Annotated in this window: 10 protein-coding genes; 4 read left to right on the top strand and 6 right to left on the bottom strand. The window is 74.1% G+C overall.

Annotated features, from left to right (window positions below):
- Nucleotides 1–118: 118 nt before the first annotated feature.
- The gene (locus AB0C38_RS45445; RefSeq protein WP_360686433.1) at nucleotides 119–613 is read right to left on the bottom strand and encodes a hypothetical protein; all 495 of its coding nucleotides are present in this window, start codon (nucleotides 611–613) and stop codon (nucleotides 119–121) included.
- Nucleotides 614–728: 115 nt separating this feature from the next.
- On the opposite strand from AB0C38_RS45445, the gene AB0C38_RS45440 reads away from it, so the two are divergent.
- On the top strand, nucleotides 729–3,500 hold the full coding sequence (locus tag AB0C38_RS45440) for a BTAD domain-containing putative transcriptional regulator (protein ID WP_360686430.1): 2,772 nt from the start codon (nucleotides 729–731) through the stop codon (nucleotides 3,498–3,500).
- Here the strand turns inward: AB0C38_RS45440 and AB0C38_RS45435 are convergent.
- On the bottom strand, nucleotides 3,484–4,521 hold the full coding sequence (locus AB0C38_RS45435; protein WP_360686426.1) for an NADPH:quinone reductase: 1,038 nt from the start codon (nucleotides 4,519–4,521) through the stop codon (nucleotides 3,484–3,486). The genes AB0C38_RS45440 and AB0C38_RS45435 overlap by 17 nt on opposite strands.
- Nucleotides 4,522–4,723: 202 nt before the next feature.
- Here AB0C38_RS45435 and AB0C38_RS45430 point away from each other — a divergent pair, with 202 nt between their 5' ends.
- From AB0C38_RS45430 to AB0C38_RS45420, 3 genes are all read left to right on the top strand, one after another.
- Nucleotides 4,724–4,873 carry a hypothetical protein gene (locus AB0C38_RS45430; RefSeq protein ID WP_360686423.1) on the top strand — a complete coding sequence of 50 codons (150 nt, stop codon included), beginning with the start codon at nucleotides 4,724–4,726 and terminating at the stop codon, nucleotides 4,871–4,873.
- A 27-nt stretch (nucleotides 4,874–4,900) separates the two neighbouring features.
- Nucleotides 4,901–5,059, top strand: a complete 159-nt coding sequence (locus AB0C38_RS45425) for a hypothetical protein (RefSeq protein WP_360686420.1) — start codon at nucleotides 4,901–4,903, stop codon at nucleotides 5,057–5,059.
- Between the two features lie 79 nt (nucleotides 5,060–5,138).
- On the top strand, nucleotides 5,139–5,270 hold the full coding sequence (locus tag AB0C38_RS45420; RefSeq protein ID WP_360686417.1) for a hypothetical protein: 132 nt from the start codon (nucleotides 5,139–5,141) through the stop codon (nucleotides 5,268–5,270).
- Nucleotides 5,271–5,288: 18 nt separating this feature from the next.
- Here AB0C38_RS45420 and glgC read toward each other — a convergent pair whose 3' ends face one another.
- The 4 genes from glgC to AB0C38_RS45400 all read right to left on the bottom strand — a co-directional run bounded on the left by glgC (nucleotide 5,289) and on the right by AB0C38_RS45400 (nucleotide 10,878).
- The gene (gene glgC, locus AB0C38_RS45415) at nucleotides 5,289–6,506 is read right to left on the bottom strand and encodes a glucose-1-phosphate adenylyltransferase (RefSeq protein WP_360686414.1); all 1,218 of its coding nucleotides are present in this window, start codon (nucleotides 6,504–6,506) and stop codon (nucleotides 5,289–5,291) included.
- Nucleotides 6,503–7,657, bottom strand: a complete 1,155-nt coding sequence (gene glgA / locus AB0C38_RS45410; protein ID WP_360686411.1) for a glycogen synthase — start codon at nucleotides 7,655–7,657, stop codon at nucleotides 6,503–6,505. The genes glgC and glgA overlap by 4 nt, the downstream gene beginning before the upstream one ends.
- Before the next feature lie 93 nt (nucleotides 7,658–7,750).
- Entirely contained in the window at nucleotides 7,751–9,286 is a 1,536-nt protein-coding gene (locus AB0C38_RS45405) for a hypothetical protein (RefSeq protein WP_360686408.1), read from the bottom strand.
- Between the two features lie 173 nt (nucleotides 9,287–9,459).
- Entirely contained in the window at nucleotides 9,460–10,878 is a 1,419-nt protein-coding gene (locus tag AB0C38_RS45400; protein WP_360686405.1) for a choice-of-anchor A family protein, read from the bottom strand.
- Between the last annotated feature and the right edge of the window lie 216 nt (nucleotides 10,879–11,094).

The raw sequence follows: 11,094 nt of genomic DNA, 5'->3' as shown, positions 1-11,094 counted from the left end.
CCGCGGGCGATCGTAGAGCGTGCGGCGCGGCCGGCGACGGGGAATGGCCTGATCCGGCCCGGTGTGGCGGTCTGGTACCGGAGCCGGCGCGCCGCGAGCGCGGCGCGCCGGCTCTCGGTCAGGCCACGACGTCGGTGACCGTGTCCTTGACGACCTGCCACCGGCCGTGGTCGCGCACCAGCGTCAGGCTGATCGTGTAGTGCCGGTCGATGCCGTGGGACGGCTCGAGGTAGTGCGCGTCGAGGATCGCGAAGCCCATCTGGCAGTTCTCGACCACGGTGTGCACCACCGTCCAGGGCATCGAGTACTCGTACGGCACCGTGAACTGCTTCTCCAGTACCGGGATCACGTTCGCTTCCCAGCCGATGTACAGGTCGCCGCGGCGACCGACCGTGACCATGTCGCGGTGGATGATCGCGCTGTAGCGGGCGGCGTCGCGCTTGTTGTAGCTGTCCATGTCCTCCCACACGGCGTGGTCGAACGCCCGCCGGCAGTCCTGTCCACCCTGTCCACCCTGTCCGCCGCCCTGTTCCCCGGCCGAAGCCGCGACCGGGGTGGCGACCGCCGCCGCGGCCAGCGTCGTCCCCAGCACCACGTAAGCCCACTTGCGCATCCGGATTCCCTTCTTCGTGTCCGGCCGGGACGCTGCCGGGACGGCGCATCACAGCTGCATCACTTCCGCACCGGCGCCGCTCGGGGGCCCGTTACCCTCGCTGGCGGGGTGAGTCATGGAGTTCCGCGTCCTGGGTCCGGTGCGAGTGCTCGTCGACGGCCGGCCGATCGGGCCGTCCGGGCCACGGCAGGAACGCATCCTGGCGGCGCTGCTGCTCGGCGCCGGCCGGGTGGTGCCGGTGGCCCGGCTGGTCGACGTCGTCTGGGACGGGGAGCCGCCGGCGACGGCGGTGCGGCAGGTCCGCAACCTCACCACGGCTCTGCGCCGGGCCCTCGTCGCGGCCGGCGCCGCCCCCGACGTCCTCACCGCGGACGGACCCGGGTTCACGCTGCGGCCGGGCGCGTTCGACCTCGACGCGTTCGAGGAGCTCGCCGGGCGCGGCGAGCTCCGGGAGGCGCTGGCCCGCTGGCGGGGTCCGGCGCTGGCCGGGGTGGACAGCGCCGCGCTGCGGCCGGACGCCGAGCGCCTGGCGGAGCGTCGGCTGGCCGTGCTGGAGCAGTGCCTGGCCGCCGAGGTCGACGGCGAAGACGGCGAGGACGGCGACGCGATCGCGGAGCTGACCGCGCTGGTCGCCGAGCACCCGCTGCGCGAAGGCCTGGTCGGGCTGCTCATGCGGGCCCTGCACCGGGCGGGGCGGCAGGCCGACGCGCTCACCGCTTACCAACGCGCGAAGCGGCGGCTGGCCGACGAGCTCGGGATCGACCCGGGCGCGCCGCTGCGGGCGCTCCACGAACAGCTCCTGCGCGAGGAACCCGCGTCCGGTCGCGGCTTCCTGCCGTACGACGTGCCGGACTTCACCGGCCGCGCCGCCGGGCTCGCCCGCGCGCTCGAGGCGCTGCGCGCCGGCCGGCCGGTCGTGGTCGACGGGATGGCCGGGGTCGGGAAGACGGCGTTCGCGGTCCGCGTCGCGCACCGGGCCGCCGGGGAGTTCCCGGACGGCCAGCTGTTCGTGGACCTGCACGGCCACACGCCGGGCCGCGACCCGCTCCCGGCCGAAGCCGCGCTCGCGGCCCTGCTGCTGCAGACCGGCGTCCCGGCGAGCCGCCAGCCGGACGGGCTCGACGAGCGCGCCGCGCTCTGGCGGTCGCGCCTCACCGGGCGCCGGCTGCTCGTCGTCCTCGACAACGCCGCGGACGCCGCGCAGGTCGTGCCGTTGCTGCCCGGCGACCGGGGCGTCGGGGTCCTGGTGACCGGCCGGCGGCGGGTCGCCGAGGTCGACGGCTCGGTCGCGCTGTGCCTGGACGTGCTGCCGCCGCCGGAGGCCGAGGCCCTGTTCACGGCCGCGGCCGGCGGCCGGTCCGGCGCGGGGGTCGCCCGGCTGTGCGGGTACCTGCCGCTCGCGCTGCGGATCGCCGCCGCCCGGCTCCAGGCGCGTCCACTGTGGACGGTGGACGACCTGGTGACGCGGCTCGGCTCGGAGCGGCGGCGGCTGGGGGAGCTGCGCGCGGGCGGGCGGGACGTCGCGGCGGCGTTCGCGCTGTCCTACCGGGACCTCACGCCGGTGCAGCGGCGGATGTTCCGGGTGCTGGGGTGCCACCCGGGCGGCGACTTCGCGCTACCCGCGGCGGCCGCGCTGTACGGCACCGGCGTGGCCGAGGCCGAGCGGCTGCTGGAAGACCTGCTCGACGCCCACCTGCTCCGGCAGCCGGCCCCGGACCGCTACGGGTTCCACGACCTCATCGCCGAGCACGCGCGGGAGGTGGCGGACCCCGGGGAAGCCGTGGCGGCGCTGGACCGGCTGCTGGAGCACTACCGCGACGGCGACTTCTCGTTCGCCGCCGAACGCGCGAACCTCGTCGCCGTCACCGCGCTCGACGCGGGCCGCGACGACCACGCCTGGCGCATCGCCGACCGCGCGGTGGCCGCCCTGCGCGAACAGGGGCACCGCGACGAGCTGACGGCGCTGGCCCGCGCGGGAGTCCGGGCCGCGGACCGGCTGGGCGACCCGGAGGCCCGGCAGCTGAGCCTGGCGAACCTGACGATCGCGCACTGGGAAACCGGGCGGCTCACCGAGGCGGCCGCCGCCGCGGCGGAGCGGCTGCGCCTGGTCCGCGCGTCCGGCGACCGCGCGGCCGAAGCCTCGGCGCTCGCCCGGCTGGGCGCGGTGCACGGCATGCTCGGCCGCTACCCCGACGCGGTCCGGCTGTACCGGCAGGCGCTGACGCTGGCCCGCGAGACGGGGAGCCACGCCGTCGCCGCCCTGGTCTGGTCGAACCTCAGCAACGCCCAGGAGGTGCTCGGGTCGTTCGAAGACGCCCTGACGTCGGCGTCGCGCGCCCGCGCGATCCGCGACGAGCTCGGTGACGGGGACGGCGCGATCCTGGCGGCGGCCCAGCAGGGTCTGGTGCTCGCCCGGCTCGACCGGCCCGTCGAAGCCCTCGAGGTGGCGGAGAAGGCGGTGCGCGCGGCGGTCGAGCGGGGGTACGCGTTCGGGGAGGCGTGGAGCCGGATCGACGGCGCGGAGGTGCTGCTGGCGGCCGGGTGCCCGGAACGGGCGCACGACCACGCCGAGCGCGCGTGCGCGATCCTGGCGCGGCTCAACCACCCGCTGCTGCTGGCCATGGCGGCCAACAGCCTCGGCTCGGCCGCCCGGGCGCTCGGCGACCCGGCGGCGGCGGTGACGGCGCACACCTCGGCGCTGACGACGGCGCGCCGGATCGGCTACCGCGCGCAGGAGGCGCGGGCCCTGACCGGCCTCGGTTCGGCGCACGCCGAGCTGGGGGAGAGCGCCGAGGCGCGGCGGCTGCTGCGGGCGGGCCGCGCACTGTACGACGAGATGGGGCTGCCGGTCCCGGGCGGGCGAGTCCCGGTCAGCCGGCCGGGGTGACGTCGATCAGCACCTTCCCGGTCGCACCCTCCTCGGACGCGATGTGGGCCTTCGCGGTGTCTTCCAACGAGAAGCGGTGCACCGGCACACCACGGTCCTCGCCGAGCCGCAACGCACCGTCGGCCAGCGCCGCCGAGACGTCTTCGGCGCCGGCGCGCAGCTTGTCCGCCCCCACCGTGTAGAGCACGAGGAACTGGTACCGCGCGTTCAGCCACAGGTTCGCCCCGAAGTCGAGGCTGACCGTGCCGGTACCGCGGTCGTCGCCGTAGACCGCGACCGTGCCGCGCGGGCGCAGGACCTCGCCGTGCAGCCCGGCGTTGACCCCGGCCGCGACCTCGACGACCAGGTCGACGCCGTCCGGTGCGACCTCGCGGATCCGGGCGGCGAGCTCCGGGTCGGGGTAGCGCAGCACGTGCTGCGCCCCGGCGGCGCGGGCGAGCGCGGCCTTCTCGTCGCTGCTGACCGTCGCGACGATCGTCGCCCCGGCCCAGCGGCCGAGCTGGATCGTGGCGTTGCCGACCGCGCCGGCGCCGCCGCTGACCAGCACCGTCTTGCCGTCGAGGGCGCCGGGGGAGAGCCGGGCGGGCCCGTCTTCGGCGACGGTGAGCGCGCGGTGCGCGGTCAGCCCGGGGACGCCGAACCCGGCGCCCTCGTCGAACCCGGCGCCATCGGGCAGCCGGACCAGCTTCGCGGCCGGGAGCACCGTGTACTCCTGCGCGGTGCCGGCCGCCGGGCCGTGGGTGCCCGCGAGGATCAGCCACACGCGGTCGCCGGGGGCGAACCCGGTGACGTCCGGGCCCACCGCGTCGACGACCCCGGCCCCGTCCTGGTTGGGGACGGTGTCGGGCGTCTCGGTGCCGGCTTCCGCGCCGCGGCCGAGCCGGGCCTTCCAGTCGGTCGGGTTGACCGCGGACACGACGACCCGGACGCGGACCTCGCCGGGCCCCGGGTCCGTGACGGCCCGCTCGGACAGCGACAGCACTTCGGGTCCGCCGTGCCGGCGGTAGACGACTGCTTTCATGCCGGGTGCAATCCCGCGGCACCCCCGGGTATTCCCGGGGCCGGCGGAAATGAGGTGACGGTGCACCCGCAGCGTGCGCCGCCCGATTGTTCGTCGGCGAGCGAAAACGGCCGGAAAAAGGACGCCGTGCGGGTGATCCCCCGGCCGGGCGATTTTCGGTGCTGCCCGAGCGAAATCGGCCGCCGTCGCAGAAACTGGGCGCGTGGGAGAGGAAAAGCGCGGCCCGGGGGACGAACGGCCGAAGCGCGACGAGGGGGAACCGACGCCGATCTTCGACGCGGTGTTCAGCGCCACGCGCGCGCGGGCCACCGCGAAGAATCCGCCGGGGGAGCCGGAGAAAACGGGACGCTGAATCGCTTTCGGCGGGGGAGGGAACGGCGTGCGCGAGGGGTGGGCGTGGCGCGGCTTGGCCGTGACGTACGCGGTGGTGTCGGCGGCCCAGGCCTACCTCGCGGCGGCGACGGGTGTCGCGTGGGCGGCGGCCCTGGCGGCGCTGTTCCTGGCGGCGGCGATCGCGTGCGGCTTCGCCGCCCGCTGACCTGAGGCAGTTTGATGGACGTCCGCAGTGAACATGTAGCATGTCGCCTGCACGTGCATCTGCAGACGAGGAGTGGACCGTGGCCGGCGTGGTGAACAGCATGATCGCCGCCGAGCATGCGGCGGGCGCCACGATCTCGGAGCTGGCCGAGCGCTGGGGCATCGACCCGCGCCAGGTGCTCGAGCGCCTGGCTGCGACTGCCGGTTCCTGACGGTCTGCGCGGCCGCCCTCAGATCGCGCGTTCCCCCTTGCCGAGGACGACGATCCCGCCTTCGCTCACGTGGTAGTGCCCCCGGTCCCGGGCCAGGTCGACACCGATGTGCGCCCCCGGCGGCACGACGACGTTCTTGTCGAGGATCGCCCGCCGCACCACCGCGCCGCGGCCCACGCGGGCGCCGTCCAGGAGCACCGAGCCCTGCACCACCGCGCCCTGCTCCACGAGCACGTCCGGCGAGAGCACCGAGTCCACGACCTGCGCGCCCGAGATGATGCAGCCGTTGCTGACGATCGACTGGTTCGCCGAGCCGCCTTCGACGAACTTCGCCGCCGCGCGCTGGCCCGGGTGGGCCAGGATCGGCCACTTCCGGTTGTAGAGGTTGAAGATCGGGTGCGTCGAGATCAGGTCCGTGTGCGCGTCGTAGTAGCTGTCGATCGACCCGACGTCGCGCCAGTAGCCGTGGTCGCGTTCGGTCTCTCCGGGCACGACGTTGCCGCTGAAGTCGTAGACCGCGGCCTCACCGGACTTCACCAGCGCCGGGATGATGTCGCGGCCCATGTCGTGGTGGGACGCGGCGTTCTCGGCGTCGGCGTGCAGCGTCTCCAGCATCACCTTCGTCGTGAAGATGTAGTTGCCCATCGACACGAACGACTCCTCGGGGGAGTCCGGCAGGCCCGGCGGGTCGGCGGGCTTCTCCAGGAACGCGTCGATCATCAGGCCGTCGGTGGTCCGGATGACGCCGAACGAGCTCGCTTCGGCGCGGGGCACCCGGATCCCGGCGACCGTCACGCCGGCGCCGGAGGAGATGTGGGTCTCCAGCATCTGCCGGGGATCCATCCGGTAGATGTTGTCCGCGCCGAACACCGCGATGTACTCGGGGTCCTCGTCGTAGACCAGATTGAGGCTCTGGTGGATCGCGTCGGCGCTGCCCTGGTACCAGCGCGGGCCCAGCCGCTGCTGCGCCGGCACCGGCGTGACGTACTCGCCGGTGAGCGCCGAGAGCCGCCACGTCGTCGAGATGTGCCGGTCGAGCGAGTGCGACTTGTACTGCGTCAGCACGCACAAGCGCCGAATGCCGCCGTGCACCAGGTTCGACAGCACGAAGTCGACCAGCCGGTGCACGCCGCCGAACGGGACCGCGGGTTTCGCGCGGTCCGCGGTGAGCGGCATCAGCCGTTTGCCTTCGCCACCCGCGAGCACGATGCCCAGAACGTCGGCTCCAGTGTTCACGAAGACCTCCCGCACGCGTCGTAGAGGGCGACCGTCTGCTCGGCGATCGCCTTCCAGCCGAACTCGCCGACCGCGCGCTCGCGGCCGGCCGTACCCATCGCGGCGGCCCGGTCCGGGTCGCCCACCAGCTCGTTGAGGGCCGCGCCCAGCCGCGCCTCGTACCCGGCGGCGTCCGCCTCGTCGTAGTGCACGAGCAGGCCGGTCCGGCCGTCGTCGACGACCTCCGGGATCCCGCCGACGTCGCTGGCGACCACGGCGGTACCGCACGCCGCGGCTTCCAGGTTCACGATGCCGAGAGGCTCGTAGACCGACGGGCAGGCGAACACCGCGGCGTGGGTGAGCAGCTGCACGACTTCGGGGCGCGGCAGCATCTCCGGGATCCACCGCACGCCGGTGCGCGTCCGCTCCAGGTCGGCGACCAGGCCGCGGAACTCCGCGTCCAGCTCCGGGGTGTCCGCGCCGCCCGCGCACAGCACCAGCTGGGTGCCGGGGTCGAGCGCGGCACCGGCACGGACCAGGTGCGGGACACCCTTCTGGCGGGTGATCCGGCCGACGAACAGCACGTACGGCCGGTCCGGGTCGATGCCGTGCTTCGCGAGGACGTCGGTGCCCGGGTCGGGCCGGTAGAGCGCGGTGTCGATGCCGTTGTGGATCACGTGGACGCGCTCGGGCGGCACAGCCGGGTACGCGGTGAGCACGTCCTGGCGCATGCCGCCGCTGACCGCGACGATCGCGTCGGCCGACTCGTAGGCCTCGCGCTCGATCCACGACGAGACGCGGTAGCCGCCGCCGAGCTGCTCGGCCTTCCACGGCCGCAGCGGCTCCAGCGAGTGCGCGGTGACGACGTGCGGGATGCCGTGGGTCATTTTCGCCAGGTGGCCGGCCAGGTTCGCGTACCAGGTGTGGCTGTGCGCCAGGTCGTGGCCTTCGACGGCGTTCGCCATCGACACGGCGATGTCCATCGTCGTGAACGCGGGCTGGCGGTAGCCGTGCGGGTCGGTGTGCCCGGTGGCGTCGGGCCGGTCCGCGCCCCAGCAGTGCACGTCGAGGTCGACCAGCGGCCGCAACTCCCGGGCGAGGAACTCCACGTGAACTCCGGCGCCGCCGTAGACCTCCGGCGGGTATTCCCGGGTGAGCAGGCCGACCTTCATGCCGAAACCCTATGGCCTTCCCGGCCTGTGGCGCAGTCTGGCGTCCAGGGGAATCTTCGGAGTTTTCGGTCACTGCTCAGATGAGCGCGAAGATCACGGCTCCCGGCCGAGGGTGAAGTGGCCGACGCCCTTCGCCGCCGACTGGACCTGCCAGCTGTCCGGTCCGGTCGCCGGGCCCGTGGCGTACTGCAGCCGGTAGTCCGGTTTGCGCGGGGTGATCGAGCGGTCCAGCCAGTGGTAGTTCACCCGCAGCGCGAGGCTCATGAGCGGGTTCGCCGTCGCGATCCGCTTCTCGACCAGCTCCTTCGCGTGGCCGCGGTCGGAGAACTCGTCGATGATCGCGCACTCGCAGTAGTACGCGAGGGTGCCGATCTCCCCGGGACTGGCCACGCTCGCGCCGTCGAGCCGCGCGCCCAGCTCCGTGCCGACCCGCGCGTAGTCCTGCGCGCTGGCCCAGTTCCCGAAGATGACCGGGGACTTCCAGGGCAGGCCCTGCGCGGCGTCGACGGTCGCCGCGCTCAGCACCAGTACCCCGGTGACCCCCAAGGCCAGCAGCGGGGGACCGGTGCGCAGCGCCGTCCGTTCGCGCGCCTGGCCGAACCAGGCACCGAAGGCCGCGACGGCGAACGAGGCCACCGTGGTCGTCGGAGCCACGTAGTACCAGTGGAACGGGCCGACGCCGATGAACGAGTAGGCGACGAAGTAGAGGACCCCGCCGGCCCCCAGCGCCGCCACCGGGCCGAGTGCCGGGAACTCCGGCCACCGCACCGCGAACCGCGCCGTGGCCCACACGGCGAGCGCGACCACGCCGAGCAGCGCCGGGACGAACGTCACCAGCACGGTGACCGGGTAGCCGAGGTAGTACATGACCGGCCCGGTGCTGTAGGTCCACGGCGCGAACAGCCCCACCTGCGTCTGCTTGATCGCCAGCGTGTCGGGCACGAACGAGCCGAAGGCGAACCAGCTCACGACGAACCACGGCGCGGCGACCAGCACCGCCCAGCCGGCGGCGAGCGGGAGCCGGCGGCGGATCGCGGGCGCGCTGAGCGCGATCACCACCACGAACACGACCAGGTCGAGCCGGGTGAGGACGGTGAAGCCGGCGGCGACACCGAACAGGACCGGCCGTTCTTCGAGCGCGAAGACCGTCAGAACCAGCAGGACCGCCGGGATCAACAGGACCTCGAGACCGATCGCGGACAGCACGAACGGGTTGAGCAGCACGAGCGTGACGCCGAGGACACCGGCCGCGGCCGGCAGCGCCAGCTTGCGGCCGATTCGCAGCCACGCCCAGCCGAGCGCGGCCCCGCACAGCACGGTGAGGATCCCGAGCGCGACGACCGGGTGCGGATCGCCGGTCACCCGCGTCACCAGGGTCAGCGCGGCGAGGAGCAGGACGTTCAGCGGCGAGGTCGCGGAGTTCGCCGGCGAGCCCGGGATCAGGCCCCATTCGCCGTGGAGGGCGAGGTTCTTCGCGTAGGCGAGGGTGATGTAGCCGTCGTCGGTCAGGCTGCCCCGCACCACGAGGAAGACGACGGCGCCCAGCACCGCCCCGAAGACCGGCAGCCACCGGCCGGGCGCGTTCGTGTGTTTCGCGGTCGTTGGTTCCGCGTCCGTTACCGCAAGCACCTGCCCACCTCGCGGAACGACTGCCCGCTGTCCGACTGCCATGGCCCGGCACCGTACCGACGACGCGTTACCGGGGTGCTACACCCGGGTCACGTCCGCCGCCCCCGCCAGGGTTCACACGATGGTGTCACGGCCCGGCCGGGTTCGCACGGTGACTCCACTGTGGACGACGCTCAGCGGGTCCGCCGGCGGGTCGTGACCAGGACAAGCGCGGTGCCGCCGGTCAGGAGCAAGGCGCCGAGGCCGAGGAGCGGGCCGGCGTCGGTTCCGGTGTCCGGCAGGCCGCCGCTGCCGCCCGGGGTGTCCGGTACGGGTGCCGGGGTGGCCGAACTCGTCGATGTCGATGTCGACGTCGTGGTGGAGGTGGCCGGGCCAGTCGTGGACGGCTCCGTCGTGGACGGCTCGGTCGTGGTGGTCGGGTTCGTCGTGGCCGGCGAGGTGGTCGTGGGGGCCGTCGTCGTGCTGGTGGACGGCGTGGTCGTTGTGGGGGTCGTCGTGCTGGTAGCCGGCGTGGACGGCGTCGTCGGCGTCGTGGTGGTCGGTTCGGGCTCTTCCCGGCACGACGGCAGGTCGCCGGTGAACGGGTACGCGTGGAACTCCTGGCCGCTGCCCGGCTCGCCACTCGAGCCGTGGACGAGGTTCCCCGCGGTGAAGAAGCGCCCGTTGGTGCCGGGCAGCGTCACGGTCGTCGTCCCGGCCGGGTTCCCGGCGAGCACGCTGCCCTGGAACATGCCGCTGCCGGTGAGCCGGACCGTGGTCGCGGCCGGGAAGTTCCACAGCAGGCGCGGGCGCAGCTTGTTCAGCGGGTCGTTGTCGTCGAGGGTGCCGCTGTAGGTGTTGATCGTCCGGACCGCGCCGGTGAGGTTGACCAGTACGGTCGCGCCGGCGGGGATCCCGGTGAACACGATGCCCTGGGCGCCGCCGGTCGCCCCGGCGATGTCCTGGGTGACGGTGAAGACCTGCAGCGCCGACTTCCCGTCGCCGGTGAAGAGCGTCTGGTAGTTCTGGTTCTGCACGGTCCCGGTGACCGCGGTCGTGGCGTAGCACTCGCTCGCGGCGGTGAGCTCGGCCGCCAGCCCCGCGTAGGGCTTCATCGCGGCGGCGTCCTGGACGAGCTTGCCGAGCACGGTGCCGGTGACCGTCCCGGCGTGGCGGACCACGCCGCCGCCCGAGTCGCCCACGGCGTCGAGCCGCTGGCTGTCGGCGACTGTGAGGTTCCCGCCGACGGTCAGGAAGTCGGCGCCGTCCGGCGGCGGCACCCGGGAGCCGACCCCGGCGACGCCGACGTTGTAGATCGACGAACCGGACGTCTTCCGCAGCGTGAAGTCCCCGCCGACGACCACCCGGCCCTCCGCCTCGGCGGCGCTCCCGGTGACGCGCATGCTGCCGCCGGCGAAGACGTTGACACCGTTGTCACGCCCGGCGAACGCGCCGTTGCCGACCGGGGGGTGGGGGTCGGGGCACGTGCCGGGCACGCACGGCCCGAGGCCGCCGGGCAGCGGGTCGGCGTGCGCGGACCGCACCACCGGCACCGAAAGCAGCACGAGCCCGCAGGCCGCCAGCGCCGCCAGGGCGGCATGGGTCACGCGCACGGGACCTCCCCTGTCCACTGTGGACTCGTCGGCTCGGACGCTAGCGGCCGGTCACCCCGGGCGCCCGCCGATCCACCCGATCGAGGCCGCCGCCAGGCCCGCTGCTCCACCGTCCGTGAATGGCACATCGAGGGACTTGATGTCCCGGGGTGTGCCAATAACCGCGTTGCGGGGGTGCGGGGGGTGCGCCCCCCCGGGGGGGGTGCGAGGGGGGGC

Source organism: Amycolatopsis sp. NPDC048633 (assembly GCF_040650695.1).
Classification (GTDB): domain Bacteria; phylum Actinomycetota; class Actinomycetes; order Mycobacteriales; family Pseudonocardiaceae; genus Amycolatopsis.
This window is presented reverse-complemented; position numbering and strand designations above follow the sequence as displayed.

Bases quoted from the DNA above. Each gene is read 5' to 3' on its own strand.
- AB0C38_RS45445 (WP_360686433.1), bottom strand. From the start codon at position 613: ATGCGCAAGTGGGCTTACGTGGTGCTGGGGACGACGCTGGCCGCGGCG.
- AB0C38_RS45440 (WP_360686430.1), top strand. From the start codon at position 729: ATGGAGTTCCGCGTCCTGGGTCCGGTGCGAGTGCTCGTCGACGGCCGG.
- AB0C38_RS45435 (WP_360686426.1), bottom strand. From the start codon at position 4,521: ATGAAAGCAGTCGTCTACCGCCGGCACGGCGGACCCGAAGTGCTGTCG.
- glgA (WP_360686411.1), bottom strand. From the start codon at position 7,657: ATGAAGGTCGGCCTGCTCACCCGGGAATACCCGCCGGAGGTCTACGGC.